The organism is Streptomyces sp. NPDC012935, assembly GCF_042900345.1.
Classification (GTDB): Bacteria; Actinomycetota; Actinomycetes; order Streptomycetales; family Streptomycetaceae; genus Streptomyces.
Window position 1 is genome coordinate 17321 of sequence record NZ_JBIBBC010000001.1, and the last position, 26574, is coordinate 43894.

At 72.5% G+C, this 26574-nt stretch carries 22 protein-coding genes; 17 read left to right on the forward strand and 5 right to left on the reverse strand.

Translation table 11 applies throughout. From position 1 onward, the window contains the following. Nucleotides 1–48: 48 nt before the first annotated feature. The gene (locus ACFY5C_RS00080; protein ID WP_389438747.1) at nt 49–2505 is read right to left on the reverse strand and encodes a SpoIIE family protein phosphatase; all 2457 of its coding nucleotides are present in this window, start codon (nt 2503–2505) and stop codon (nt 49–51) included. A 190-nt stretch (nt 2506–2695) separates the two neighbouring features. Here ACFY5C_RS00080 and lanKC point away from each other — a divergent pair, with 190 nt between their 5' ends. The 4 genes from lanKC to ACFY5C_RS00100 all read left to right on the forward strand — a co-directional run bounded on the left by lanKC (nt 2696) and on the right by ACFY5C_RS00100 (nt 9260). Beyond that, entirely contained in the window at nt 2696–5368 is a 2673-nt protein-coding gene (lanKC, locus tag ACFY5C_RS00085) for a class III lanthionine synthetase LanKC (RefSeq protein WP_389438749.1), read from the forward strand. 45 nt (nt 5369–5413) lie between these two features. Further along, on the forward strand, nt 5414–5524 hold the full coding sequence (locus ACFY5C_RS00090) for a SapB/AmfS family lanthipeptide (RefSeq protein ID WP_389438752.1): 111 nt from the start codon (nt 5414–5416) through the stop codon (nt 5522–5524). Between the two features lie 95 nt (nt 5525–5619). After that, nucleotides 5620–7329, forward strand: a complete 1710-nt coding sequence (locus ACFY5C_RS00095) for an ATP-binding cassette domain-containing protein (RefSeq protein ID WP_389438754.1) — start codon at nt 5620–5622, stop codon at nt 7327–7329. Next, nucleotides 7326–9260 (forward strand): ATP-binding cassette domain-containing protein, encoded by a 1935-nt coding sequence (locus ACFY5C_RS00100; protein WP_389438756.1) that lies wholly within the window; start codon nt 7326–7328, stop codon nt 9258–9260. Before ACFY5C_RS00095 ends, ACFY5C_RS00100 begins: the two co-directional genes overlap by 4 nt. Nucleotides 9261–9263: 3 nt before the next feature. Here ACFY5C_RS00100 and ACFY5C_RS00105 read toward each other — a convergent pair whose 3' ends face one another. Beyond that, the gene (locus ACFY5C_RS00105) at nt 9264–9908 is read right to left on the reverse strand and encodes a LuxR C-terminal-related transcriptional regulator (protein ID WP_389438759.1); all 645 of its coding nucleotides are present in this window, start codon (nt 9906–9908) and stop codon (nt 9264–9266) included. Between the two features lie 266 nt (nt 9909–10174). Between ACFY5C_RS00105 and ACFY5C_RS00110 the strand changes: the two genes are divergently transcribed. Further along, nucleotides 10175–12325: a SpoIIE family protein phosphatase gene (locus ACFY5C_RS00110; RefSeq protein WP_389438761.1), complete on the forward strand. Its 2151-nt coding sequence runs from the start codon at nt 10175–10177 to the stop codon at nt 12323–12325. Nucleotides 12326–12448: 123 nt separating this feature from the next. Here ACFY5C_RS00110 and ACFY5C_RS00115 read toward each other — a convergent pair whose 3' ends face one another. After that, nucleotides 12449–13801: a S1 family peptidase gene (locus ACFY5C_RS00115; RefSeq protein WP_389438763.1), complete on the reverse strand. Its 1353-nt coding sequence runs from the start codon at nt 13799–13801 to the stop codon at nt 12449–12451. A 186-nt stretch (nt 13802–13987) separates the two neighbouring features. Here ACFY5C_RS00115 and ACFY5C_RS00120 point away from each other — a divergent pair, with 186 nt between their 5' ends. The 6 genes from ACFY5C_RS00120 (at nt 13988) to ACFY5C_RS00145 (ending at nt 21499) form a co-directional block, all read left to right on the forward strand. Further along, nucleotides 13988–14401, forward strand: coding sequence for a PaaI family thioesterase (locus ACFY5C_RS00120; RefSeq protein WP_389438765.1), 414 nt, complete (start codon nt 13988–13990; stop codon nt 14399–14401). A 499-nt stretch (nt 14402–14900) separates the two neighbouring features. Continuing rightward, entirely contained in the window at nt 14901–15116 is a 216-nt protein-coding gene (locus ACFY5C_RS00125; RefSeq protein ID WP_389438768.1) for a type A2 lantipeptide, read from the forward strand. Nucleotides 15117–15270: 154 nt separating this feature from the next. Then, on the forward strand, nt 15271–16077 hold the full coding sequence (locus ACFY5C_RS00130; RefSeq protein WP_389438770.1) for an HlyD family efflux transporter periplasmic adaptor subunit: 807 nt from the start codon (nt 15271–15273) through the stop codon (nt 16075–16077). Further along, complete coding sequence (locus ACFY5C_RS00135) at nt 16074–18296, forward strand: NHLP family bacteriocin export ABC transporter peptidase/permease/ATPase subunit (RefSeq protein WP_389438772.1); 2223 nt, start codon at nt 16074–16076, stop codon at nt 18294–18296. The genes ACFY5C_RS00130 and ACFY5C_RS00135 overlap by 4 nt, the downstream gene beginning before the upstream one ends. 1 nt (nt 18297) lies before the next feature. Next, entirely contained in the window at nt 18298–21114 is a 2817-nt protein-coding gene (locus ACFY5C_RS00140) for an NHLP bacteriocin export ABC transporter permease/ATPase subunit (protein WP_389438774.1), read from the forward strand. A 76-nt stretch (nt 21115–21190) separates the two neighbouring features. Next, on the forward strand, nt 21191–21499 hold the full coding sequence (locus ACFY5C_RS00145; protein WP_389438776.1) for an alpha/beta hydrolase: 309 nt from the start codon (nt 21191–21193) through the stop codon (nt 21497–21499). Nucleotides 21500–21505: 6 nt separating this feature from the next. Here the strand turns inward: ACFY5C_RS00145 and ACFY5C_RS00150 are convergent, their stop codons facing one another. Beyond that, nucleotides 21506–22036 carry an SRPBCC family protein gene (locus tag ACFY5C_RS00150; RefSeq protein WP_389438778.1) on the reverse strand — a complete coding sequence of 177 codons (531 nt, stop codon included), beginning with the start codon at nt 22034–22036 and terminating at the stop codon, nt 21506–21508. A gap of 6 nt (nt 22037–22042) precedes the next feature. Further along, complete coding sequence (locus ACFY5C_RS00155; RefSeq protein ID WP_389438779.1) at nt 22043–22384, reverse strand: ArsR/SmtB family transcription factor; 342 nt, start codon at nt 22382–22384, stop codon at nt 22043–22045. A gap of 156 nt (nt 22385–22540) precedes the next feature. Between ACFY5C_RS00155 and ACFY5C_RS00160 the strand changes: the two genes are divergently transcribed. From ACFY5C_RS00160 to ACFY5C_RS00185, 6 genes are all read left to right on the forward strand, one after another. Then, nucleotides 22541–23548: a Ppx/GppA family phosphatase gene (locus ACFY5C_RS00160; RefSeq protein ID WP_389438781.1), complete on the forward strand. Its 1008-nt coding sequence runs from the start codon at nt 22541–22543 to the stop codon at nt 23546–23548. Nucleotides 23549–23574: 26 nt separating this feature from the next. Beyond that, nucleotides 23575–23754 carry a hypothetical protein gene (locus ACFY5C_RS00165; protein ID WP_389438783.1) on the forward strand — a complete coding sequence of 60 codons (180 nt, stop codon included), beginning with the start codon at nt 23575–23577 and terminating at the stop codon, nt 23752–23754. A 169-nt stretch (nt 23755–23923) separates the two neighbouring features. Next, nucleotides 23924–24958: an iron-containing redox enzyme family protein gene (locus ACFY5C_RS00170; RefSeq protein ID WP_389438785.1), complete on the forward strand. Its 1035-nt coding sequence runs from the start codon at nt 23924–23926 to the stop codon at nt 24956–24958. Then, nucleotides 24959–25633: a HemK2/MTQ2 family protein methyltransferase gene (locus ACFY5C_RS00175; protein WP_389438787.1), complete on the forward strand. Its 675-nt coding sequence runs from the start codon at nt 24959–24961 to the stop codon at nt 25631–25633. Then, the gene (locus ACFY5C_RS00180) at nt 25614–25820 is read left to right on the forward strand and encodes a CDGSH iron-sulfur domain-containing protein (protein WP_389438788.1); all 207 of its coding nucleotides are present in this window, start codon (nt 25614–25616) and stop codon (nt 25818–25820) included. The genes ACFY5C_RS00175 and ACFY5C_RS00180 overlap by 20 nt, the downstream gene beginning before the upstream one ends. Nucleotides 25821–25964: 144 nt before the next feature. Continuing rightward, on the forward strand, nt 25965–26429 hold the full coding sequence (locus tag ACFY5C_RS00185) for an STAS domain-containing protein (protein ID WP_389438790.1): 465 nt from the start codon (nt 25965–25967) through the stop codon (nt 26427–26429). Nucleotides 26430–26574 lie beyond the last annotated feature (145 nt).

A 26574-nucleotide genomic window follows, 5' to 3' on the forward strand; every position in this document is an offset into this window, starting at 1 on the left:
GGCACGCTCGCAACTTCCATGCCACCGGCCGTTCACCGGAGCGCGGTCTCAGCCGCCCAGGGCGATCTCGCTCCAGACCTGCTTTCCGCCACTGACCGGCACGGTTCCCCACGTCGCCGCCATGGCCTCGACGAGGAGGATGCCGCGCCCGCCGGTGGCCTCCCAGCTGATGCTGGCGGGTTTGACCGGTGTGCGCGGCGAGGAGTCGGCGACCGCCACACGCAACCGGTGGTTGACGAGGGTGAGGTCGAGGCGGACCCGGCCGTCGGTGTGCACAAGGGCGTTGGTGACGAGTTCGGAGACGACGAGCAGCACGGCGTCCATGTCCTGCGGCGGCACGCCCCAGACGCGCAGGGTGCGCCGGGTGAAGCGGCGGGCGTGGCCGACGGCCTGCGGGACGCGCCAGACGGTCCAGCTCTCGCGCAGCGGCCGTACGGCCATGCCGTCGTAGCGCATCAGGAGCAGGGCGATGTCGTCGCTGCGGCGGGCGTCCACGAGCAGGGCGTCGGCGACGAGGCCGAGGTGGGCGGGGTCGGAGCCGGCAAGGTCGCGGGCGAGCCGGGCCATGCCGGTGTCGATGTCGGCGTCCGCGGACTCGACGAGGCCGTCGGTGGTGAGGGCGACCACCGTGCCGGGCTGCAGCCCGAGCGGGCTCATCGGGAAGCCGGCCTGCCGCACCACGCCCAGCGGCGGGCCGCCCTCCACCTCGGCGATCTCCGTGCTGCCGTCCGGGTGGCGCAGGACCGGCGGGGGGTGACCGGCGCGCACGCACCAGGCGGAGCCCTCCTCCAGGTCGACGTCGACGTAGCAGCACGTGGCGAAGAGGTCGGTCTCCATGTCCATGAGCAGGCGGTTGGCGTGGTCCACGACGACGTCCGGAGGGTGTCCTTCGGCGGCGTAGGCGCGCAGGGCGGTGCGCATCTGGCCCATGAGGGTGGCGGCGGCCGCGCTGTGGCCCTGGACGTCGCCGATGACCAGGGCTACGTGGTTGTCGGGCAGCGGGATCACGTCGTACCAGTCGCCGCCGACCTCCAGTCCGGCTGTGGTGGGCAGATAGCGGGCGACGGCCTCCGCGCCGGGGAGCCGGGGCAGGCGGCGCGGCAGCAGTTGGCGCTGGAGCATGCCGACGAGTTCGTGCTCGGCGTCGAAGGCGTGGGCGCGCAGCAGGGCTTGGCCGGCGAGGCCGGCCGAGGCGGTGAGCAGGGCGCGCTCGTCGGGGCCGAAGTCGTGCGGGGCGTCCCAGCCGATCAGGCAGGCGCCGACCATCCGGCCGCCGGCGGGCAGCGGCAGAACGGCCAGGCCGCCGGGGCCGACGTCGGCCAGGGCCGGTTCCAGCAGGCTGCCGGCGGGCCAGATCTGGGCGCGGCCCTCGCGCAGGGCGGCGGCGAGGGTGGGCATGGCGCGCACGGGCGCGTCCGGCCACTCGGTACGCCACTCCACGCGCCACAGCTGCGGCCAGGACTCGGGGTCGGGCGGGTCGAGGACGGTGACGACGAGGCGGTCGTTCTCCAGTTCGGCGAGGGCGATGCGGTCGGCCCGCAGCGGCTTGCGCAGGGCCGTGACCACGGCCTGGCTGACGTCGCGGACGGTGCCTGCGGTGGCGAGCGCGGCGGCCAGGCGCTGGACGCGGGCCACGTCGGTGACCTCGGCGCGCAGGGTGGAGGCGTCGGCGACGGTGCCGACGATGCGGGCCGGGAGCCCCTCGCCGCCGGGCAGCAGGCGGCCGCGCAGCCTGAGCCATCGGGGCGGGCCGGTGGGCTGCAGGACCCGGAACTCCAGGTCGCGGTCGCCGAGGGCGGTGTGGTCGGCCTCGACGACGGACATCAGCGACGGCAGGTCCTCCGGGACGGTCAGGCCCAGCAGGGTCTCGACCTTGCCGTCGAAGTCGTCCGGGCCGAGACCGAACAGGGCCAGGATGTCGTCGCCGACCTCGACGCGGCCGGTGTCCATGGCGAGGCTGAAGGCGTTGGGCGGCAGCTCGCCCCCGTCCGTGGCTGCGGGCCGGGTGGGGAAGGCGACGGCCTCGGCGATCAGCTCCAGGCACTCCCGGTCGCCGGAGTCGAAGCCGTCGGCGCGCTCGCTGACGGCCAGCAGACAGCCGGCGCCCTCGTCGCCGTGGGTCGGCAAGGCCGCCAGGAAGAAGTCCCGTCCGGGTGCCCGTCGGGACTCCGTTCGCGCGGCCAGTTCCGCCGGGCCGAGCCACCGTGCTTCTCCGGTGCGCAGGGCACCGGCCACCGCGGACCGGCCGGAGCGCGGGTAGCTGTCGCGCAGCCCGTAGAAGGTCCTCGGCACACCGGCGGACTCGACCAGGCACAGCAGGTCCTCGTCCTCGCCCGGCGCGTATACGGCGGCCAGGGTCGCTCCGCCGAAGACGAGGGCCTGTTCGAGGACGCGTCGCAGTCGGTCCGGTGAGTCCGGATCGGCGGCGACCGTCTTGACGGCAACTTCGGCACGCAGCCTTCTCGTTCCGCGTTCCGCGGCGCCCTCTCCGACCACGTCCGCCATTACAGCGCTTATCAGACACCTGCGCAGCCCCTGTGGCGCGTTCCGTGGTGCGGGCGGGATTCCGATGCTCGAAAGGGCCCGAACATGTCTTTACGCATGCGTTCCGCACAGTGATCTCGTGACAGTCGTGACTGTCCGTAGCCGCTGCATCGCTGGAAGCCTCGGTGCCGGACGAGCTGAGGGGGGACGCATGGACAAGCGCTACGAGGTGTACGCGCTCGCCGACAGGCACTTCTACGAGACGCCGGACCGGCTGTCCACGGGCACGCAGGGCGCCTCGCGTCTGTACGAGGCGGCGCGGGACGAGGTACCCGACGGCTGGACGGCGGCACGGATCGGCGACTGGCTGACCCTGACGCCACTCGGCCCGGACGGCGCCCCGGTGCCGGGCCCCGCGCAGGGCTGGAAGGTCCATGCCTCGGCAACCCTGGCGAACGCGGAGCAGATCGCGCGGATCGTGTGGGACTACTGCGTGCCGAGGGGCATCCCGTTCAAGTTCGTGCCCGGCCCGCAGCTGCTGCATCTGCGCAACGCCAAGTACGCGGGCCGCGACTCCAGCGGCAAGTTCGTCACCGTCTACCCGGCCGGCGAGCAGCAGCTCCACACGGTGCTGCTCGAGTTGGGCCGGCTGCTGGAGGGGTTCGAGGGTCCGTACATCCTCACCGATCTGCGGTGGGACGACGGTCCGCTGTACGTCCGCTACGGCGCCTTCGCGCGTCTCTTCGTGGTCGACGACCGCGGTTCGCTGGTGCCGGCGGTGCGGGACGGGGAAGGCCAGTTGGTGCCGGACCGGCGGGCACCGTCGTTCCAGGTGCCGGAGTGGGTGACGCTGCCCGAGTTCCTCGCACCGCAGCTGGCGGCCCGCAACACCACGACGGTCGGCGAGTTGCCTTACCGCATCGAGAAGGCGCTGCACTTCTCCAACGGCGGCGGGGTGTACGCGGGCACCGACACGCGGGACGGACGCAAGGTGGTCCTCAAGGAGGGCCGGCCGCACGCGGGCCTCGCCGCGGACGGCGCGGACGCCGTGACCCGGCTGGAGCGGGAGCGGCAGGCGCTGGAGCAGCTGGCGGGGACCGGTGTGGTGCCCGAGGTGCGCGACTGGTTCCTGCTCGGCGATCACCGCTTCCTGGTCATGGACTTCGTGGCGGGGCGCCCCCTGAACTCCTTCTTCGCCGAACGACATCCGCTGATCGGCCCGGACCCCGATCCGGGCGCCGTGGCCGGCTACACGGCCTGGGCCCTGCGCATCCACCGGGCCGTGGAGCGCGCGGTGGAGACGGTGCACGCGCGCGGGATCGTCTTCAACGACCTGCACGTCTTCAACATCATGGTCGCCCCCGACGAGGAGTCGGTGTCCCTGCTCGACTTCGAAGCGGCGGCCCCGGTCGGCGAGAACGGCCGTCAGGTCGTCGCCCACCCCGGCTTTCTGGCCCCGGCCGACCGCAGGGGCGTGGATGTCGACCGTTATGCGCTGGCCTGCCTGAGACTGGCGATGTTCCTGCCGATCACCTCGTTGTTCGTGGTGGACCGCGACAAGGCGGCGCACCTGGCGGACGTGATCGCGGGGCAGTTCCCGGACGTGCCGCGGGAGTTCCTGGACGAGGCGGTCGCCGAGATCTGCCGGGACGTGGCCGTTCCCGACCGTGCCGCGCACACGGCCCGGGCCCGCTCCGCGTCCTTCGTGGAACCCGGCGACTGGCCCTACAGCCGCGACTCGATGGTCAAGGCGCTGCTCGCCTCGGCCACCCCGGAGCGCGAGGACCGGCTCTTCCCGGGCGACGTCGGCCAGTTCTCCGACGGCGGCGGACTCGGCCTCGCCCACGGTGCGGCCGGCGTGCTGTACGCCCTGGCCGCGACCGGCGCCGAGCGCTACGACGAGGGTGAACGCTGGCTGCTCGACCGCACCGCCCCACCGCCGGTCGGAACTCCGCTGGGCCTGTACGACGGTCTCGCGGGCGTGGCCCATGTCCTCGACATGCTCGGCCACCGGCAGCGTGCCCTGGACCTGATCGACACGGTTCTGCGCGAGAGGTGGCAGCGCCTGTCCTCCGACCTGCGCGGCGGGCTGGCCGGCCTGGGGCTGGTCCTCGGCGCCCTCGCCGACACCACCGGCGAGCCGGAGCTGCGCGAGCGGGCGGCGGAGGCCGCGGACATCCTCGTACGGCGGCTGACCGCACCGCCCCCGTCCGGGGCCCGGCCCCGCGCCGGACTGTTGCGCGGCGCGAGCGGACCCGCGTTGTTCCTGCTGCGCCAGTACGAACGGACCGGCGACCGGCGGCTGCTGGACGCGGCCGGCGAGGCGCTGCGCCAGGACCTGGCGTGCTGCGTGGAGCAGAAGGGCGGCTCGCTGGAGGTCGACGAGGGCTGGCGGACCATGCCGTATCTGGGCGACGGGAGCGTCGGGGTGGGCATGGTCGTCGACGACTACCTCGCGCACGCCGACGACAGCGGGGCCGGACGGTCCGCGCGGGACTCCGGCGTCGACACGGACGCCTTCGAGCGGGCCCGCGCCGGCATCCTCACCGCCGCCACCTCACGCTTCTACGCTCAGCCCGGCCTCTTCCAGGGACGTGCCGGGATGATCCTGCACCTCAGCCGCACGACGACACCGGGCGCGGACGCGGACCGGCTGGCCGGACAGATCGCCGGGCTCGGCTGGTACGCGATGTCCTACCAGGGCCAACTGGCCTTCCCCGGACACCAGATGATGCGGCTCTCCATGGACCTGGGCACCGGAACGGCCGGCTGTCTGCTCGCGCTCGGAGCCGCCCTCGGCGCCGACGCGGCGAGCGCCACCCCGGCCCACCTGCCCTTCCTCCCGCCGCCGAGGCGGCACCCGGAACGCGGCTCCGCCACCTGACGGAGTCGTGACACAACCCCGTCCCCACCAATGAGAGGACCTGACATGGCACTGCTCGACCTGCAGACGATGGAGACCGAGGAGTACACCGGAGGCGGCAGCATGGTCAGCCTCCTTCTGTGCGCCAGCCAGGCCAGCATCGCGCTCTGTCTCTGACGGACATCGCGCATCCGCGGCCCCGGGTGGTTCCCTCCCTCACGGGAGGGCCGCCCGGGGCCCTTGCCCGGACGAGGGAGCGAGGCCGCAGCCGTATGAGGCGCACGACGACTCCTGCCGACGACGCTTCCCGCGCGCTGCTGCGTGCGGCCACCCGGCACAGCGGGACCCGCACGGCGGCCCTGTGCCTGGTTGCCACCGCCGCGACCGGGGCCGGGCTGCTGCTGCCCGCCGCGCTCGGGCGGACCCTGGACCTCCTGCTGGCCCGGGCACCGGCGACGGGCTGGGTCCTGTGCTGCGCCGGACTCGTGGCTCTGCTCGCCCTGCTCGACGGATGCCAGAGCGTCCTCGTCGGCACCGTCGACGCCCGCACGACCGCCTGGCTCCGGTGGCGGCTGACCGGTCATGTCCTGGCCGTAGGTCCACGGGCCACCGCCCGCTTCGGGGCCGGCGACCTGGTCGCACGGCTCGTCGGCAACGCCGCGCAGGCCGGCACGGCACCGGCCGCCCGTGCCGCGCTGCTCGCCGCGCTCGCCGGACCGGTCGGGGGCATCGTCGCCCTCGGCCTGATCGACCTGTGGCTCGCGGCCGTGTTCCTGGCCGGGGCGCCGCTACTGGCTGCCCTGCTGCGGACCTTCGCCCGCGACACCTCCCGCTGTGTGACGCGCTACCAGCAGGAACAGGGCCGGATCGCCGCCGCGCTCGCCGAGGCCGTCGACGGCCACCGCACCATCCACGCGGCCGGTGCGACGGACCGGGAGACGGCACGGATCCTGCGGCCGCTGCCCGAACTCTCCCGCGCCGGGCACCGGATGTGGCGGGTGCAGGGGCGGGCCGCCGCCCAGGCCGTCACCGTGGCCCCGCTGCTGCAACTCGGTGTCATAGCCGTCGCCGGCGTCCTGCTCACCCGGCACCGGCTGTCCGTCGGCGAGATGCTCGCCGCTTCCCGTTACGCGGTGCTCGCGACCGGCGTCGGCGTGCTGGTCAGCCAGCTCGCGAGCCTGGCCCGGGCCCGCGCGGCGGCCGGACGCCTCGGCGAGGTCGTCGCCGAGCCCGCCACCGCCCATGGCGGGCGCAGACTGCCTCCCGGCCCAGGCCGCCTGGAGCTGCGCGGCGTGACCGCCCGGCGCGGCGGACACACCGTGCTGGACGGGATCGACCTGGTCGTCCCCGGCGGGACCACCCTGGCCGTGGTCGGGCGCTCCGGCGCGGGCAAGTCACTGCTCGCTGCGCTCGCCGGGCGCCTGGCCGACCCGGACGAAGGCGACGTCCTGCTCGACGAAGTGCCACTGACCGAGCTGACCCACCACGACCTGCGCCGCGCCGTCGCCTACGCCTTCGAACGCCCAGCCTTGCTGGACGGCACCGTCGAGGACACGATCGGCCTTGGCCTGCCGGACCCCTCCCCCGCCCGCATCCGGGAGGCCGCCCGCACGGCCCACGCCGACGACTTCATACGCCGCCTGCCCAACGGCTACGGCACCGCACTCGCCGCCGCCCCGCGCTCCGGCGGCGAGTCCCAACGCCTGGGACTCGCCCGGGCATTCGCCCACGACGGCCGCCTGCTGATCCTCGACGACGCCCTGTCCAGCCTCGACACCGTGACGGAGGCCCGCATCGCCGAGGCCCTGACCGGCGGCTCGTCCGCCACCCGCCTGCTGGTCGCGCACCGGGCGGCGACAGCGGCCAGGGCCGACGCGGTGGCATGGCTGGAAGGCGGGCGGGTGCGCGCGGTGGGGCGGCACGAGGAGCTGTGGGAGATCAGGGAGTACCGGGAGGCATTCACCGGGGAGGAAGCGGCGTGACCCGTGGCCTGTACCCGCGCGGGCTGCGCTTCCTGCGGGCCCGATGGCCCGTCCTCGTACGGCTCGCCCTCTGGTCGGTGCTGGAGACGGGACAGAGCTTCCTCATCGGATACGCCCCGGCCCGCGCCCTGGACGACGGGTTCCTCCAGGGCCGTACGGAGGTCGGGCTCGGGTGGCTCGGTGCCGCCGGCGTCGGGGTCGTCGTCGGCGCGTACGGCACCGCTCGTGTGTACGGGGCCGTCGCTGCGCTGGTCGAGCCGCTGCGGGACCGGCTCGTGAAGCGGGTGGTCGAGCGCGGGGTGCGGGAGGCGGACCGCGGGGCGCTGTCCGGGCTCACCCAGCAGGTGGAGATCGCGCGGGACACCTTCGCGGGGCTGGTCATGGTGTCGCGGTCGTTCGTGTTCACCGCGGCCGGCGCGCTGGCCGGCCTGTTCTCGCTGGCTCCGCTGCTGCTGCTCGTCGTCCTGCCGCCGCTGGCCGCGGGGGTGGGCCTGTTCGCGGCGACGCTGCGTCCGCTGGCCCGCAGACAGGAGGCCTTCCTCGCCGCCGACGAGGACCTGGCCGACCGGCTCGGCGTCGTCTGCCCCGGGCTGCGGGACATCACGGCGGCCGGCGCCGAGGCGCGGGTGCGCGCCGACGCCGGGGAGCGGGTGGACGCCGAGCTGCGGGCCGCTCGTTCCCTCGCCCGCTTCGGTGTGCTCCGGGTGGCCGCCCTCGCCCTCGGCGGACAGCTCCCGATCGTGCTTCTCCTCGCCACCGCGCCCTGGCTCCTCCGCCACGGCGTCACCACCGGCGCCCTGGTCGGCTCCCTCGCCTACGTCACCCAGTCGCTGCTCCCCGCCCTGCACAACCTGGTCCACGGCCTGGGCACGAGCGGCTCACGGCTGGCGGTGGTGATACGGCGGTTGGTGCCGGAGAACATCGAGCCGGACGGGGCCCACAGGCTCGGCACGGCAGGCGCGTCCGGCGTGGCCAGTGGGCGGAGCAACCCGGCTGCCTCCGGCGCGGCGACGGGCCGGGGCACGCTCGGCGCGACCGATGGGCCGGCCGGCCAAGCCGACGCACCCGTGGCCACCGGCCCTCGCACATCGGGAACTCACCCGGACGGCACTCCGGCACCGCCCCCGCCTCCCGCCGGCACACCCGCTCCGTCCCCGGACCACGCCGGCCCCCCGCGACCGGCCGCCAAGGTCCCGCGCCCCACCGCCCCCGAGCCCCCCGCCCTCACTCTCACCTCCGTCACCTTCGCCTACGGCCCCGCCGCACTCCCCGTGATCGACGACCTCGACCTCACCCTCGCGTCCGGCTCCCACCTGGCCGTCGTCGGCCCGAGCGGAATCGGGAAGTCCACGCTGACGGCGCTGGTCGCCGGGCTGCTGGAGCCCCGCTGCGGCACCATTCGCGTGTGCGGGGAGGTGGTGCCGGGGGCGGGCGCCCTCGCACGGCGGGTGCTCATTCCGCAGGAGGCGTACGTGTTCACCGGCACCCTCGCCGAGAACCTCACCCTGCTGCGGCCCGACCCCGTCTCCGAGGCGGAGCTTCTGGGCGCCGCCGAGGCGGTCGGGCTCGCGCCGCTGCTCGACGCGCTGGGCGGACCGCAGGGCCGGGTGGACCCCGGGACACTGTCCGCGGGCGAGCGGCAGTTGGTCGCGCTGACCCGGGCCCACCTGTCGCGCGCCCCGGTCGCGCTCCTCGACGAGGCGACCTGTCACCTCGACGCGCGGGCCGAGGAGCGGGCGGAGCAGGCCTTCGCGGCCCGCCCCGGCGGCACGCTGGTCGTCGTCGCCCACCGCATCAGCTCGGCCCGCCGTGCCGACCGCGTCCTGATGATGGACGGCCGCGACACGTCGTACGGGACGCACGACGAGCTCGTCCGGCGCTCGGCGCGCTATCGCGAACTCGTCGGCGGCTGGACGCCCGTGCCGCAGTAGTGGTCAGAGCCAGCCCTCGCCCTGGGAGATCCGGATCGCGTCGATGCGGTTGCGGGCCCCGGTCTTGCGGGTGATGGCCGCCATGTAGTTGCGCACCGTCCCGTGGGACAGGTGCAGGCTCCCGGCGATCTCCGCGACGGAGGCTCCCTCCGCCGCGAGGGACAACACGCTGAGCTCACGCCGGGTCAGCGGCATCTCGGCGGCCTTGAGGAAGGCAAAGCCCAGCGAATCGTCGACGAAACGTTCCCCCTCGGCGACGCGCCGGATTCCGCGCACCAGCCGGTCCGGCGAGCCCTCCTTGTCGACGTATCCGAGCGCCCCCGCCTCCAGGGCCCGCTTCAGCAGCCCCGGCCGGTGAGCGCTCGCCAGCACCAGCAGATGTGGCGGTGTGCGGCCCGCGTCCCGTAATCGCAGCTCGGCGAGCGGGGGTATGCCGTAGGAGTCCGTGCACTCCAGGTCCACCGCGCAGACGTCCGGTCGCGCGGTACGCACGCGTGCGGGCGCGCTGCGCCACGGGGCGTCGTACACCTCCAGGCCTGGATCTCGGCGCAGCCACTCCGCCAGCACCGATCGCACCAGACACGCGTCATGCACCACAAGGACCCGGATCACCTGCCGCCCCTCCACCCCGCCGTTCGTCGCTCTCATGGTGTGAGCGCGTGCCCCATTGTTGGCGTCCATGACCGTCTGCGGGCGCGAAGATCCAGCCATCAGGGTGCGCGGGGGCGCACGCGAGGCGCCCGTACGCCGGGGTCGCGCATCGACTGTGGGGGCATGAGCTCACGGCCATGGGGTACGCGCCCCCGCTCGCAGTGCGCGCGGTCCGGCGGAACTCGGCGCCGCTCGCCGTGCGCGTCGGGCCGTGAGGAGGGAGATTTGAGCCCTGGGACCCGTCGCGCGGCCCTGCGGAGGAGGTGGTCGGCGTGTCCGACGGGCAGACGTCCGCCCAGGCGCCGGCGGCCGCGCGGACACGGGTCGGCCGGCCGCTCCTGTCGTTGGCACTCGCCTCGATGATGGACGAGGTGCACGCCCACTCCGGTGCGGTGTATCTGCTGGCGGCCGACGAGCCCGTGCTGGAGATGGCGGTGATGGCGGGCCTGCCCCGGGCGTTCGCGGCGCCCTGGGAACGGGTCGGGCTGAGCGCGCCGATCCCGGTCGCGGAGGCGGTGCGCGAGCGACGGCTCGTCTGGGTCAAGGGCGAGGAGGACATGGCGGCCCGCTATCCGCGGATCGCCGTCGTGCTGCCCTATCCGTTCGCGCTGGCCGCGCTGCCCGTGGCCACCGAGACCACCGCCTACGGCGCGATCTTCGTGACCTGGCCCGGCGCACACCCCCCGGAGCTGTCGGAACGCGAGCGCGACCATCTCACCGCCGCCTGCCGACGGCTCGCGGTACGGCTGGAACGCGCCCTGGAGGAGAGCCTTCCGCCGCTCCCGGAACCCGATCTGCTCGCTGGGCCGGCGTTCAGCGGCGCCGCCGGCACGCTCGGCACGGTGGAGGCGGCACGCATGGTGTCGCGGCTGCCGTACGGGCTGTGCTCGCTCGATCTGCACGGCCGGGTCGGCTTCGCCAACCCTGCGGCGGCCGAGCTGATCGGCGTCCCGGTCAACCGGCTGCTCGGCAACCAGCTGTGGGCATCGGTGCCCTGGCTGAACGACCCGGTGTACGAGGACCGCTACCGGGCCGCGCTGATGAGCCAGCACACCACGTCCTTCCTGGCGCTGCGCCCGCCCGGCGACTGGCTGTCGTTCCGTATGTATCCGAGCACGACCGGTCTGAGCGTGCGGATCAGCAGGGCCCGCGCGGTGGCGGAGATGGGCCGGAGTGGACCGCGGCAGGACGACGCGCCCGGCCGGTTGGTGACCATCTCCCAGGTGCTCAGCCTGGCCGGCGCGCTCACCGAGGCGGCAAGCGTGCAGGACGTGGTGCAGCTGGTCGCGGACGAGATCGTCCCGGCCGTCGGCAGCCAGGCGCTGGTCGTGCTGGGGTCGCGGGCGGGCCGGCTGCACGTGCTCGGTCACCGCGGTTATGCGGATCCGCAGATCGTGGAGCGGTTCGACGGGATGCCGCTGACCGAGCAGACCCCGGGCACGCACGCGCTGACCACCGGTGTGCCCGCGTTCTTCGACTCCCAGCAGGAGCTCGAGCGCCTGTATCCGACGCGGCACTCGACGCCCGACGGCTTCGCGGCCTGGGCGTACCTGCCGCTGATCGCCTCGGGACGACCGGTGGGCACCTGTGTGCTCGCCTACTCGGAGCGGCATCCCTTCCCGGCGGACGAGCGGGCGGTCCTGACCAGCCTCGGCGGGCTCATCGCGCAGGCGCTGGAGCGGGCCCTGCTCTACGACGTCAAGCACCAGCTGGCGCACGGACTGCAGGCCGCCCTGCTCCCGCACTCACTGCCACCGCTGCCCGGCGTCGAAGCGGCCGCCCGCTATCTGCCCGCCACCCAGGGCATGGAGATCGGCGGCGACTTCTACGACCTGGTGCCGACGGAGGACGGCCTGACGGCGGCGGTGATCGGGGATGTGCAGGGGCACAACGTCACCGCGGCCGGCCTGATGGGCCAGATCCGCACCGCCGTACGGGCGTACACGACCGTCGGTCAGGCCCCGGAGGAGGTCATGCGCAGCACCAACCGGCTGCTGCTCGACCTCGGCTCCGACCTGTTCGCCAGCTGTCTGTATCTGCGCCTCGATCCGGCGCACGGGCGGGCGGTGATGGCCCGTGCCGGGCATCCGCCGCCGCTGCTGCGACGGCCGGACGGCCGCGTGCGGGTGCTCGACCTCGCGGGCGGGCCGCTGCTGGGCATCGACGGCTCGCCCACGTATCCGACCACGGAGGTCGACCTCACGCCCGGCTGTGTGCTCGTCCTCTACACCGACGGGCTGATCGAGTCCCCCGGCGTCGACATCGAGGACGCGCTCGCCGAGCTCGGGCTGTTGCTCACCGAGGCCGGGGAGCTGCCCTTGGACGAACTCGCCGATCTGCTCGTGCAGCACAGCGCGTCCAGGCACGAGCGGGTCGACGACGTGGCGCTGCTGTTGTTGCGGGCGCGCGGCTGACGGCGGTCGACTGACGGCGGTCGACTGACGGCTCGGGACACGACAGCGGTCCGGCCCTCCCGCCGGAGGGCCGGACCGTGTTGCCGTCCGGATCACTCGGATCCGTGTGCCGGTGTCAGGGCGTCAGTTCCCGACGCCGTTTCCGACGATCTCGCCGAGGCCGTTGCCCGTGCCCTCGGCGTTGCCGCCGCCGACCTCTTCACCGGCGCCCGCTTCCTCGCCCGCACCGGCTTCCTCGCCGGCGCCCGCTTCCTCGCCCGCACCGGCCTCTTCACCGGCACCGGCCTCTTCACCCGCGCCGGCTTCCTCGCCCGCGCCCGCTTCCTCGCCCGCACCGGCCTCTTCACCGGCACCCGCGCCCCCGTCGCCGAGGGTCGCGCCGACCGCCTCCAGGGCGGTGGTCACCGGCTGGAAGAAGGTCTCGCCGCCGACCGTGCAGTCACCGCTGCCGCCGGAGGTCAGGCCGATCGCCAGACCGTCCTGGGTGAACAGGGAGCCACCGCTGTCGCCGGGCTCGGCACAGACGTCGGTCTGGATGAGCCCGGTGACCGTGCCCTCCGGGTAGTTGACGGTGGCGTCGAGCCCCGTGACCTGACCCTCGTTCAGTCCGGTGGTGCTGCCCATCCGCAGGACCTGGAGTCCCACCTCGGCGTCCGCCGCCTGGCTGATCGGGACGGCCTGCTCGCCGACGTTGACCTCGCTCGGCGCCTCGGTCGCCGGGTCGTCGTACTTCACGAGCGCGAAGTCGCCGTCGCCGGGGAAGGTGGACTGGTCGACGGTGGCGATCGGCTGGCCGCCCTCGGTGTCCGACCACTCGTTGCCGCCGAGGGTGCAGTGACCGGCGGTCAGGAAGGCGGGGGTGCCGTCGCCCGCGGTGACGTTGAAGCCCGCGGAACAGCGTGAGCCGCCGGCGAAGATGGCGTCGCCGCCGGAGAGGAACGGCTTGAAGGTGCCGGCCGACTTCTTGACGGTCGCCATGCCCGAACCGAGGCTGTCGACGGTCGACTCCAGCTGGTCCCAGTTGTCGCCGGTGACGGTGCTGTCGGCGGTGACGAGGATCTTGTTCGTTCTGGGGTCGACCGACCACGCCGTGCCCGGGATGGTCGCCTCGGACTTCAGGGTCTGCGCGCCGGACGCGAGCTCGCTCAGGCTGTTCTCGACCTCGCGGATCTTCGCGCCGGCCTGCTTCGCCTGGACGATCACGTTGTTGTTGTCGCCGGGGATGACGTTGACGACGAGCTGCTGGCTCTCGGCGTCGTAGTACGAACCGGCGAAGGCGTCGCCCAGCATTCCCGCGAGCTGCGAGGCGAGATCCGACGCGTCCGCCGCCTTCAGGGTCTTGGGAGCGGCGGCGTTGTCCGTCGCGGCGTCCTGCGACGCGTTGGCGTTGGGCAGCAGGATCGCGGCCGCTCCGAGCGCCACCACGCTGCCCGCTGCTATCGCGGCCTTGCGCTTCGGAATTCGCTTGTGACTCAAACTTCTCGACCTCCTGGGGGACGGGGTCTGTGCCGCCTTGTGCGGCAGCTTTTCGGGGCGCCTGGTTGGCAGTTGGTACGCAAGGGCCGCGCGGGGCGTTCAATTCCGTTTCAGCGCGTCGCGTTCGCAACACCGAATCGGCCAAGGACCGCGCCTGACGGTCCGGCGGCGGGAACAATCCCCCATATGACGATGACCACCGCCGAAGCCGACAAGATCCTCTCCGCCAACTTCGCCCCCTGGGTCCTCGAACTGGGCCTGTCTGTCGAGGCGGTGGAGGGCCACCGCGCGGTCCTGCGACTGCCCTGGTCGGACGGGCTGGCCCGGGACGGCGGCGCCCTGTCGGGCCAGGCCCTGATGGCCGCCGCGGACACCGCCACCGTGATCGCCGTGTCGGCGGCGCGCGGGGCGTACGGGCCGATGACGACGGTCCAGCAGTCGACGTCCTTCCAGCGCGCGGTGATCGGTTCGGATGTCCTGATCGAGGCGATCGTCACCAAGCTGGGCCGTCGGATGGCGTTCGCCGACATCGCGATGACCGACGAGGGGTCGGGGGAGATCGCGGCCCGGGCGAGCACGGTGTACGCGCTTCTGGGCTGACGCGAGCCGACAAGAGCCGACCGACACGATCCGCTACCGATCAGTAACGGTCGGTTGAGAAAGTGGAGCGGAATCCATGCTTCAGCGAATCTACACATTCAATACTCAACGAAGTCACCGGGAGCCGAGGTTCTGCACAGGGGCGCTACCGGCGGTCACCCCCTTGAGGCCGGAGTGTCGGATTCGCCGCCACGTTCACCGCACCCCTGCGAGGCGACGCAACAGCTCGTCCGAGCCGATGCTGTGACGCATGTGAAGAAGTCGCCGACAAGACGTGGCCACTTCTGCACGGATCGATGCCGCTGAGATCAAAGTGCCCTGGTGAGGCCGAAGTTTGATTGGAAGCCCGTACCCGCAGCGTGCTTTGATCCATCGCACCGCAGGGGTCGTGATCGGTTCCCGGAAACGGGCGCCGGACGCCTGCGGTCGCGGCCGTCATCTGTCCCCAGAGGGGGCCGCTCCCCCTTGTGAGATATCCATTAGGAAGGGAAGTTCCATCATGAACTCCACCCCCCAGGTTGCGACCGTCGAGATCTCCGACGCCGAGCTCGACAGCGTCTCCGGCGGCCTGCAGGTCAACGCCGTGAACGGCGCCCTCGACGCTGTCAACGGCATCGCCCCGGTTTCCGGCCTGGTCGACACGGTCGTCGGCACCGTGGAGGGTGTCACCGGCCTGAACACCGCCCCGGTCTCGGGCCTGGTTGCCGGTCTCTGATCGCACCTTTCATACCTCTGAGTCCCGGAGCCATTCCCCGGCTCCGGGGCTCTTGGGTGCCTGAGAACAGCTGGGAAAACAGCTCGGCACCGTCCGCACCACGACCGGCCCGTGCGCGCCGGTCTCCACTCATCCTCAGGTGAGGGAAAGTCCCGTGCAGTTCCGCCAACAGGCCCTCGCCAAGCTCCAGTCACCGGAGGAGCTCGACCTTCCGGTGCGCTTCGCCCGCCCCCAGGGCTGGCTGGTCCTCTCCGTGACGGTGGTCGTCATGGCCGCCGCATCCGTATGGGCGGTGACCGGTTCGGTCGCCTCCACCGTCGGCGCGCCCGCCATCCTCACCCACGGGCAGGGCAGCTACATCCTGCAGAGCCCGGTCGCCGGTCAGGTCACGTCGGTCCTCGCCAAGCAGGGCCAGCGGCTGCCCGCCAACTCTCCCGTGCTGAAAGTCCGTACGGCCGAGGGCGAGACGGTTGTGCGTACGGTCGCCGCGGGCCGGGTCACCGGGCTCGCCGCCACCATCGGGCAGATCATCCAGACCGGCGCGAACGTCGCCGCCGTGGAGAAGGTCGCCCGCACCGAGGACCCGCTGTACGCGACGGTGTACGTGCCCGCCGAGAACGCGGCGTCCATCCCCGACAAGGCTGCCGTGGACCTCACCGTCCAGTCGGTGCCCACCCAGGAGTACGGCGTCCTGCGCGGCCATGTGAAGTCGGTGGACCGCTCCGCGCAGTCGGCGCAGCAGATCGCCGCGTTCCTCGGCGACAACCAGCTCGGCGAGCAGTTCACCAAGGACGGCAGGCCGGTCGCCGTACTGGTGAAGCTGGACGAGAAGTCGAGCACCGAGAGCGGCTACAAGTGGTCGTCCGCGGACGGGCCGCCGTTCTCCCTCACCTCCATGACCATGGCCGACGCCTCGATCAAGCTGGCCGACGAGCGTCCCGTCGATTGGCTGCTGCCGTGAGCGCCGCACAGGAGACGCGCAGCAGGCGCCGCGCCGCACCGCCGAAGCGCCCCGTGCCCAAGGGCAGGTCGAAGACCGTCCGCACACCCACCGTGCTCCAGATGGAGGCCGTGGAGTGCGGCGCCGCCTCCCTCGCGATGGTGCTGGGCCACTACGGCCGCCATGTCCCGCTGGAGGAACTGCGCATAGCGTGCGGTGTCTCCCGCGACGGCTCGCGCGCCAGCAACCTCCTCAAGGCCGCCCGCAGCTACGGACTGACGGCCAAGGGCATGCAGATGGACACGGCCGCCCTCGCCGAGGTGAAGACGCCGGCCGTCCTGTTCTGGGAGTTCAACCACTACGTCGTCTACGACGGCATGGGCCGCCGCTTCGGCCGCCGGGGCGTCTACATCAACGACCCCGCCAAGGGCCGCCGCTTCGTACCCATGGAGGACTTCGACGGCAGCTTCACCGGCGTCGTCCTGGTCATGGAGCCCGGCGAGGACTTCAGCAAGGGCGGACGTAAGCCGGGCGTGCTCGGCGCGATGCCGGCCCGGCTGCGCGGCACCGCGGGCACGATGCCCGCCGCGGTCCTGGCGAGCCTCCTGCTGGTGGTGGTCGGCGCGGCGGTGCCCGCGCTGAGCCGCACGTACATCGACATGTTCCTCATCGGCGGCCAGACCTCCCTGCTGGGAGTTCTGTTCGCGTCGATGGGGACCTGTGTCGCGCTCACCGTGGTGCTGACCTGGCTGCAACAGGCGAACCTGCTGCGCGGCCGGATCATCTCCTCCACCCTCTCCAGCGCCCGCTTCCTGCGCCATCTGCTGCGGCTGCCCGTGACGTTCTTCTCCCAGCGCAGCCCGGCCGACCTGGTGCAGCGGCTCCAGTCGAACGACGCGGTGTCGGAGACGCTGGCCCGCGACCTCGCGGCGGCGGGCGTGGACGCGGTGGTCGTCGTCCTCTACGCGATCCTCCTCTATACCTACGACCCACAGCTCACCTTCGTCGGCATCGGTGTCGCCCTGCTGAACGTCGTCGCCATGCGCGTCGTGATCCGGCTGCGCGCGACCCGTACGGCGAAGCTGCGCGCGGACAGCGCCCGGCTCACCAACACCGCCTACACCGGCCTTCAGCTCATCGAGACGATGAAGGCGACGGGCGGCGAGGACGGCTACTTCCGCAAGTGGGCCGGACAGCACGCCACCACGCTGGAGGAGCAGCAGCGCCTCGGCGTGCCGAGCGCCTGGCTGGGCGTGGTCGCCCCCACGCTCGCCACGCTCAACAGCGCGCTCATCCTCTGGATCGGCGGCATGCGCGCGATCGAGGGAGGCATATCGGTCGGCCTGCTGGTCGCCTTCCAGGCGCTGGTCACCCGCTTCACCGCCCCGATCACCCGCCTCAACGGCGTCGCGGGCCGCATCCAGGACTTCGCCGCCGACGTGGCCCGGCTGAAGGACGTCGAGAACTTCGAGGCGGACCCGCTCTACGGCCGCCCCGGCGCGGGCGATTCGACGCGCCGGCTGCACGGCCACGTCGAGCTGCAGAACATCACCTTCGGCTACAGCCCGCTCGACAAGCCCCTGCTCACCGGCTTCGACCTCACCGTCGGCCCCGGCCGGCAGGTCGCCCTGGTCGGCGGCTCCGGCAGCGGCAAGTCCACGGTGTCCCGCCTCATCTCGGGTCTGTACGCCCCCTGGGAGGGCGTCATCCGCATCGACGACCAGCGCATCGAGGACATCCCGCGCGGCGCCCTCGCCGCCTCCGTCTCCTTCGTCGACCAGGAGGTCTTCCTGTTCGAGGGCACGGTCCGCGACAACGTGGCGCTGTGGGACCCGTCGATCCCGGACGAGGCGGTGGTGGACGCCCTGCGCGACGCGGCGCTGTACGACATGGTGATGCGCCGCCCGGGCGGCATCCGGAGCAGGGTCGAGCAGGACGGCCGCAACTTCTCCGGCGGGCAGCGCCAGCGCCTGGAGATCGCGCGGGCGCTGGTGCGCCGCCCCAGCATCCTGGTCCTCGACGAGGTGACGAGCGCGCTCGACGCCGAGACCGAACAGATCGTGATGGACAACCTGCGCAAGCGCGGCTGTGCCTGTGTGGTGATCGCGCACCGGCTCAGCACCGTGCGCGACAGCGACGAGATCGTCGTGCTCCAGCACGGCACGATCGTGGAACGCGGCCGGCACGAGGACCTGGTGGCGCGCGGCGGCGCGTACGCGGCCCTGGTCAAGGAGCGGTGAGATGACTGCCGTCCACGAGGGTGACCTCGTTCTGAACGCGCTCGGGCAGATGGGCACGCGCATCGACTGCACCGGGCACAACCGACTCGACCTCGAAGGCCCGCAGGTGCTGTGGCTGGTCGTGTCCGGCGCCGTCGACCTGTTCGCGGTCGACGCCGGGCAGCAGGGCCACTGGCATCACCTCGGCCGTCTGGAGCCGGGTTCGCTGCTGCTCGGCCCGGTCCCGGGACCTCAGCACACGCTGGTGGCCCGCCCGCTCAGGGACTGTGTCGTGCACCGCATCGGCCTGCGCGAGCTGTACCAGCCCGCGAACACGCAGACCTGGTCCTACGACGAGTACGGCAACCCGCAGTACGTCCCGCCGCAGACGAGCCCGCTGGAGTACGCCCTCGCACTCGGCGTCGGCCGCAGCCTGTCCATCCTCTTCCAGGCGCCGATGGCCAACGAGCGGGCGGCCGAGCTGACCGACGACGACGTCTTCTGGATGCAGGTGCCGCCGGGCAGTGTGCAGTACGGCTCGCTGTACGGCGCCGAGGCCGCCGCCGATCTGCTGATGGACCCGGCGGTCTGGCAGTCCATGGTCGACCAGCAGTACCGCCTGCTGACGACGCTGGACCGCTGGATCGAGCAGCTGGAGCGCACCCACGAGTCACGCACCGCGGAGGGCATCAAGGCCGGCGAGGCGGTGCGCGCCCAGGCCGACCGGACGCTGCTGGCGTCCATCGGCAAGCGCAGCGACAAGCGCACGACGGCCGCCGACGCGGACGCCAGCTACGCGGCCTGCAAGCTGGTCGCCCAGGCGGCCGGCATCACGCTGGCCGAGCCCGCGCAGAGCGGCACCGAGAGCGACCGGCTGGACCCGGTCGAGCGCGTGGCCATCGCGTCACGCGTGCGCACCCGGGCCGTACGCCTGGACGGGCCCTGGTGGCGGGACAACGTGGGGCCGCTGGTGGGTCACCGGGCACTGTCGGGTGCGCCGGTGGCGCTGCTGTGGCGGCGCGGCGGCTATGTCGCCGTCCATCCGGCGACCGGCCGTGAGACGCCGATCGAGAAGGCCAACGCCGAGGAGTTCGAGCCGCGTGCGGTGATGTTCTACCGCCCGCTGCCCGATCGCGCGCTGAGCCCGCTGCGGCTGTTGCGGTTCAGCATGCGGGGCACGGGCGGCGACCTCACGAACCTCATGATCAGCGGCCTGGTCACGGTCGCGATCGGCGCGCTGGTGCCGATCGCGACGGGCAAGGTGCTCGGCGAGTTCGTGCCGAAGGCGCAGACCGATCTGATCGTGCAGTTCTGCATGGCCGTGATGATCAGCAGTGTTGTGGCAGCGGCGTTCATGCTGCTGCAGAACCTGACGATCCTGCGCCTGGAGGGGCGTATCGAGGCCACGCTCCAACCGGCCCTGTGGGACCGGCTGCTGCGCCTGCCGACGAAGTTCTTCACCGAGCGCTCGACCGGCGAGCTGGCGAGCCAGGCCATGGGCATCAGCTCGATCCGCCGTCTGATGGCCGGGGTCGGCCCGGTCGTCGCGCAGTCGGTGACGGTCGGCGCGATGAACCTGTCGCTGCTGTTCTGGTACAGCGTGCCGATGGCGCTGGCGGCGATCGGCATGCTCGTCGTCATCGCGGCGGTGTTCCTGGGGCTCGGGCTGTGGCAGGTGCGCTGGCAGCGGCGACTGGTGGTGCTGAGCAACAAGCTGAACAACCAGGCGTTCCAGACGCTGCGCGGACTGCCGAAGCTGCGGGTCGCGGCGGCCGAGAACTACGCGTACGGGGCGTGGGCGGACCAGTTCGCCCGCAGCCGTGAGCTCCAGCAGAAGGTGGGGCGGATCAAGAACCTCACCACGGTGCTGGGTGCGGTGTATCTGCCGCTGTGCACGCTGCTGATGTTCATGCTGCTCGCGGGTCCGGCGCGTGGCTCGATGTCGGCGGCGGCGTTCCTCACCTTCAGCACCTCGGTGACGATGCTGCTGACCGCGGTCACCCAGCTGACCGGCGCGTTCGTCTCGGCGGTGGCCGCGCTGCCGCTCTTCGAGGAGATCAAGCCGGTGCTGGAGGCCACGCCCGAGGTGCGCACGGCGAGCACCCGGCCGGGCCCGCTGACCGGTTCGATCGAGGCGCGCCGCCTGTCCTTCCGGTACTCGGACGACGGCCCCCTCGTCCTCGACGACGTCTCGTTCGACGTGCGGTCGGGCGAGTTCGTGGCGATCGTCGGCCCCAGCGGCTGCGGCAAGTCGACGCTGCTCAGGCTGCTGATCGGCTTCGACAAGCCGGTCTCGGGCAGTGTGCTGTACGACGGTCAGGACCTGGCGGCGCTCGACCAGTCGGCCGTACGACGGCAGTGCGGGGTCGTGCTCCAGCACGCGCAGCCGTTCACCGGGTCCATCCTGGACGTCATCTGCGGTACGGAGCCGTACACGCCGGAAGAGGCGATGGCGGCGGCCGAGATGGCAGGACTCGCCGAGGACATCAAGCGGATGCCGATGGGACTGCACACCATCGTCTCGGGCAGCGGCGCGATCTCCGGCGGGCAGCGACAGCGGCTGATGATCGCCCAGGCCCTGATCCGCCGACCGCGCATCCTCTTCTTCGACGAGGCGACCAGCGCCCTCGACAACGAGACGCAGCGCACGGTCATCGAGAGCACCAAGGCCCTCAACGCCACCCGCATCGTCATCGCGCACCGGCTGTCCACGGTGCTGGACGCCGACCGAGTGATCGTGATGGAGGACGGCAAGGTCGCCCAGCAGGGTCCGCCCGCACAGCTGCTGGCGGACACGCACGGGCGGCTGCACGAGCTGGTGCGGCGCCAGATGGCGTGATCCGCGGTGTGCACGGAGCCGTCTCACGTCCGGGGCCGAGATGCGGGCCGCACCGCACATGCGCGGGTCACCACGCGTGCATCCCGCGGTGGCCGGCTGCATCGGCTGGCCCGACGAGGTGAACAACCCGCAGCACCGTCTGCGCATGACCGAGGCGCCCAGGATCCTCATGCTGCATTCGCGGCACGATCCGGCGAACCACTTCTCGTGGGCGGCCAAGGTGCACCGCCAGACCCGCGGGACGACCGTCCTGCTGCCGTACGAAGGCGCCGGACACAGTGTCCACGGCCGCAGCGACTGCACACGTGACGCCGTGGACGACTACCTCACGGAGCTGAAGGTCCCAAGAGCCGGGAGCAGTTGCGCCCCTGCCACCACGAGCTGATCGCTCTCAGGTGTCCAGGCCCGGGACCGGGGCGCCGGAGGGCAGGCCGGCGGCCACATAGCCGTCGTAGAACTCCTTCCAGGGCGCTTCGGCCCCGGCGTGCGCCCCCTCGAAACGCTCCCCGCGCGCGAGCGCGTCGAGGGCGGCCAGGCAGACCTCCCATCCGGCGCCGTTGCGGGCGGCGGTGTTCTCGGCGACCAGGACGTTGGTGAGCGTGAAACGGGTGCGCCTTTCGCCCAGGGCCTCCAGGTCGAAGTGCACCTCGTCGCCGCCCCACTCGAAGGACAGGTGGCGGGGCTCGTCGACGGCGATCACCCGGGCCGTGGAGTCCTCGAGGTTCGGGTCGCCGCTGAACTTGATGGTGCCGCCGGGGCGCAGCTCGATCTCGGCGCGGGAGGGGAACCAGTGGGCGAGTTCGTCGGCGTCGGTCACGAACTGCCAGACGCGCTCGACGGGATGGTCGTAGGTACGGCTGAAGCGGACGGCCGGTCGGCCGTCGTCCAGGGTCAGAAAGCTGCCGGTGAGGTCGGCGGTCATGGTGGATCAGTCCTTCGCGGTGGGTTCCTCGGGGCCGACCGACGTCTCCTCGAGGCGGCGGCCCAGCCTGTCCAGGCTGGTGTTCCAGAGCCTTCGGTACGGGTCCAGCCAGGCGTCGAGCTCGGCGATGGGCGCGGGATTCAGGGCGTAGACACGGCGCTGCGCGTCCTGCCTGACCTGCACCAGGCCCGCCTCCCTCAGCACTTTCAGGTGCTTGGAGGTGCTCGGCTGGCTGAGCCCGCATGCATCCACGATCTCGCCGACGGGCCGGGGCCGCTCCAGGAGCAGCGCGACGATGGCCCGTCGGTGCGGATCGGCGAGGGCGGTCCAGAGTGAGGCGTCGGCCATGGATTCAATATGCCCCGACGGTTATATTCCTGTCAAGGAATACAATGGCCCACGGCGGCGAATACGCCGGCCCGGGAGTGCGGCGCTCGTGTCGTGGCGACGGCGCACGGTGGCTGAGACCGTTGCCGGGGCGGGGAAACGGGTACTTGCGCATTCATGCGAATCAGCGTGGTGGACGTGGGGTCGAAGACGGTGCGGCTGGTAGTGGCTGATGCGGCGGACGGGGTGCCGCTGCCGGTGCACACCGCCAAATGGCGGCTGAGGCTGTCGGAGCAGGTCAGGCCCGGGGAGGTGGTCCCCGAGGAATGCGTCGAGCGGTTGGTCGACGCCGTCGAGGCGGCGCACCGCACTGCGCTCAGATGGGGTGCGACCGCGCCCCTGGCCTTCGCGACCGCCGTGGTGCGTGCCTCCCCGAACCGACAGGAGGTACTGCGCACCGTGCGGACGCGGACGGGGGTGAGCCTGTGCACCCTGCCCGGCGAGCTGGAGGCCGAGCTCACGTTTCTCGGTGCGCGACGGTGGATGGGCTGGCGGTCGGGGCCGCTCGCGCTGCTGGACATCGGCGGAGGCTCGCTCGAAGTGGCCTTCGGCCGCGGCCGGTTGCCCGACTTCGTGGCGTCACTGCCGCTGGGCGCAGCCCGGCTCACCCATGAGTTCCTCACCGGCGAGGACCCCCCGGAGGCAGCCCAGGTACGCGCACTGCGCCGCAAGGTCCGCCATCAGCTCCGGGACGTCGCGGCCCGGATCCGCTGGGAGGGACCGCACACGGCGGCGGTCACCTCCCGTACGTTCCAGCAGCTGGGCCGGCTGTGCGGGGCGGCACCCGGCCGTCACGGGCCGTTCGTGGAAAGGCGCTTGGAACGCTCCGCCCTGCGCGAGGCCGTCGGCCGGCTGGCCGCGCTGCCGACCGCCGAGCGCGCTCTGCTCCCCGGCATCTCCGCGCCGCGCGCCGAACAGAGCCTGGCCGGCGCGGTCGTGGCGCACACGGCGATGAAGCTGACCGGCCTGAGAACGGTCACTGTCTGCCCGTGGGCGATCCGCGAGGGAATCATGCTGCGGCACATAGAGGACGGCGCGTCCTGGTGGGCGGAGGTCTCCCGCCTCGGCGAGGAGGACGCCCCCGCCGACCCGGTGCCCCTACGGATCGCACCCGTGACCAGCTGACCGAGACGAGGGATCAGGAGACACCTGTGCCGGACGACAGGAAGCAGTCACGAGAGCAGCCGGACACGGCGCTCGAGGAGGCCCTGCAGGAGATGTCGGACGCCGCCCACCGCACCCGGGACCCGGACGAGGAACGCCGCCGCGGCGAGGCCGGCGAGGACATCACCCCGAGCCGACGCGCCCAGGAGGAGTCCGAGGGCGAGTGACGGGGGCTGGTCCCGACCGTGGCCCTCGCGGGCGCATCTCGCGGCTCGGCCTGCCTGCTCGGACGGTTGGCCGCACGGGTGGCCACACGGTGGCCGCACGGGTGGCCGCACGGGTGGCCGCACGGGTGGCCGCACGGGTGGCCGCGCATCCGACGGGTACTCGGCAGCCATGGCACACGACGTCCGTAGGGCACCCGGCGGCGAGGAACCCAGGCTGCCGTCCGCGCGGGGCAGCGTCTCCGCCGCCGTGAAGGAGTATCTGCGGGGTGCCGGGCCTCCGCCCCGGCGCCTGGACGTCGCACGCACGGACGTCTACGGCGACGACCTTCAGCTGGCCCTCTACCTCTGCTACGAGCTGCACTACCGCGGTTTCGCCGGAGTACCCGAGGACCGCGAGTGGGACCCCGAGCTGCTGCGTGTCCGCGCGGCACTGGAGCACCGCTTCCTGACCGCCCTGCGCGCGGACGCCCCGGCCCACGACAGCGTCGAGGACGCCCTGGCCGACCTCCTCGTCGAACCCGTCGACGGCACCGGCGTCAGCCACTACCTCTGCGCGGAGGGCGAGTTGTGGCAGGTACGCGAATACGCGGCTCAGCGCTCCCTGTACCACCTCAAGGAGGCGGACCCGCACGCCTGGGTGCTGCCCCGGCTGTGGGGCAGGGCGAAGGCCGGCATGGCGGCGGTGGAGTTCGACGAGTACGGCGGCGGTCGGCCCGACCGTGTGCACGCACGCCTCTTCGCCGACCTGATGACGGACCTCGGCCTGGACACGACGTACGGCCGGTATCTCGACGAGGCGACCGCGCCGGCCCTGGCCACGGTCAACCTGATGTCCCTGCTCGGACTGCACCGGGCGCTGCGGGGCGCGCTCGTCGGTCATTTCGCGGCCGTCGAGATCACCTCGTCGCCGGCCTCCCGGCGGCTGGCAGAAGCGATGCGCCGCACGGGCGCCGGGCCCGCCGCGGAGCACTTCTACGACGAGCATGTCGAGGCGGACGCCGTGCACGAACAGGTCGTGCGTCAGGACGTCATAGCAGGTCTGCTCGCCGAGGAGCCGCACCTCGCCGCCGATGTCGCCTTCGGCATCGACGTCACCGGCTACCTGGAAGACCGCTTCGCCGACCGGCTGCTGGACGCCTGGCGTGCGGGACGATCGTCGCTCCGCGACCCCCACCATCCGTCCGGAATCCCACTTATTTCCTGAATGCCGGGGTACCCGGGCGCCGTGAAACCACTGGTGCCCCCGGGTGTGTACACCCCTCAGGAAGACACTGACCTGCTCGTCGACGCCCTGCTCGACGAGCCGCTGCCGGACGGCGCGGACGTCCTCGACGTGGGGACCGGCTCGGGCGCACTGGCGATCGAAGCCGCGCGACGCGGCACACGGGTGACGGCGGTGGACGTGTCGTGGCGGGCGGTCTGCACGGCACAGCTCAACGCCTGGCTGGCCCGGCTCCATGTCCGCATCCTGCACGGCAACCTCTTCACACCGGTGCGCGGGCAGTCCTTCGACCTCATCCTGGCCAATCCGCCGTATGTCCCCGCACCCGACACGGGCCGCGCGCCGCAGGGTGCGGCGCGCGCCTGGGACGCGGGCCGGGACGGACGGCTCGTCCTCGACCGGATCTGTCTGGAGGCGCCCGCTCTGTTGCGTCCCGGCGGGGTCCTCCTGGTCGTGCACTCGGCACTCAGTTGCCCCGGGCGGACCGTGTCGAATCTGCGCGACGCGGGATTGAAGGCATCCGTGACCCGGCGTCGCGTCGTCCCGTTCGGCCCGGTGCTGCGCACGCGGGAGGACTGGCTGCGGCAGCGCGGCCTGCTGTCCGCCCCGGATCAGAGGGAAGAGCTGGTGGTCGTCCGTGCCGAACTCCCGGTCTGACGAGCCGCGCCGGATCAAAGTCCAGCGCCAGGGCCCTCTCCTGGTGGAGGGCCCGGTCGAGGTGGAGTTGGAGGACGGCTCGGTCGTCCGCTCCGACCGCTTCCGTGTGGCCCTGTGCACCTGCCGGCGCAGCCGACGCTACCCGTGGTGCGACACCAGCCATCGCGATCGGACCCGGGAGCGCTGAGCCCACCCACGCGAAGTCAACCGTTCTGGACGAAATTCAGCACGTCGAGTGAACCGCGTCTTGCGCGCGGCGCCACAGGGATGCTCACGCTCGGCACCGGGTAACAACCCTGATCAATGCGTCCCTTGCCGAGGTGGAGCGGACATGACGCCGGACGCCGACGACCGCGCCCCCCATCCGACCGAGGAGCAGGCCGCGGAATCGTCCCGGTCCGTGCCGCCCCCGGCGAACACCCATGCCCGCACCCGCAGGCACGGCCCGTTCACCGTGGTCGAGGTGACAGGCGAGATCGATCTGGCGACGGCGGCGCTGGTCACCGAGCACCTGGACGCGGCGACGGCACGACCGGAGTCGGATGTGCTGGTCGACCTGCGGCGGGTCGACTTCTTCGACTGCTCGGGACTGCGTGTCCTGTGCCGGGCCGAAACGCGCGCCAGGTACCGCGGCGGGCGTCTGCGGGTCGTGTCCGACCCACGCATACGGCGACTGTTGCGCGGTGCGGGGCTGCTGGACCGGTTTGCGCTCCTGCCGAGGATCCCCGGGGAAGAGGGGATCCTCAGGGAAGAGGGAGTCCCAGGGGAAGAGGGAGTCCCCGGGGAAGACGGGTGATCCGCATGCCCCCACGGCAACGGTGACCCGTATCCCCCGGGAAGTCGGTTGATCGGCGACGATCCGAGGTGCCGACCGGGCGGCCCCACTCCGCCCGGCCGACCCCCGGTGCGAGATCGCCGGGGCCCCCTCAGCAGGGCTCGCA

Bases quoted from the DNA above. Each gene is read 5' to 3' on its own strand.
- ACFY5C_RS00080 (WP_389438747.1), bottom strand. From the start codon at position 2,505: ATGGCGGACGTGGTCGGAGAGGGCGCCGCGGAACGCGGAACGAGAAGG.
- lanKC (WP_389438749.1), top strand. From the start codon at position 2,696: ATGGACAAGCGCTACGAGGTGTACGCGCTCGCCGACAGGCACTTCTAC.
- ACFY5C_RS00090 (WP_389438752.1), top strand. From the start codon at position 5,414: ATGGCACTGCTCGACCTGCAGACGATGGAGACCGAGGAGTACACCGGA.
- ACFY5C_RS00095 (WP_389438754.1), top strand. From the start codon at position 5,620: ATGAGGCGCACGACGACTCCTGCCGACGACGCTTCCCGCGCGCTGCTG.
- ACFY5C_RS00105 (WP_389438759.1), bottom strand. From the start codon at position 9,908: ATGAGAGCGACGAACGGCGGGGTGGAGGGGCGGCAGGTGATCCGGGTC.
- ACFY5C_RS00120 (WP_389438765.1), top strand. From the start codon at position 13,988: ATGACGATGACCACCGCCGAAGCCGACAAGATCCTCTCCGCCAACTTC.
- ACFY5C_RS00125 (WP_389438768.1), top strand. From the start codon at position 14,901: ATGAACTCCACCCCCCAGGTTGCGACCGTCGAGATCTCCGACGCCGAG.
- ACFY5C_RS00140 (WP_389438774.1), top strand. From the start codon at position 18,298: ATGACTGCCGTCCACGAGGGTGACCTCGTTCTGAACGCGCTCGGGCAG.
- ACFY5C_RS00150 (WP_389438778.1), bottom strand. From the start codon at position 22,036: ATGACCGCCGACCTCACCGGCAGCTTTCTGACCCTGGACGACGGCCGA.
- ACFY5C_RS00155 (WP_389438779.1), bottom strand. From the start codon at position 22,384: ATGGCCGACGCCTCACTCTGGACCGCCCTCGCCGATCCGCACCGACGG.
- ACFY5C_RS00160 (WP_389438781.1), top strand. From the start codon at position 22,541: ATGCGAATCAGCGTGGTGGACGTGGGGTCGAAGACGGTGCGGCTGGTA.
- ACFY5C_RS00170 (WP_389438785.1), top strand. From the start codon at position 23,924: ATGGCACACGACGTCCGTAGGGCACCCGGCGGCGAGGAACCCAGGCTG.
- ACFY5C_RS00175 (WP_389438787.1), top strand. From the start codon at position 24,959: ATGCCGGGGTACCCGGGCGCCGTGAAACCACTGGTGCCCCCGGGTGTG.
- ACFY5C_RS00185 (WP_389438790.1), top strand. From the start codon at position 25,965: ATGACGCCGGACGCCGACGACCGCGCCCCCCATCCGACCGAGGAGCAG.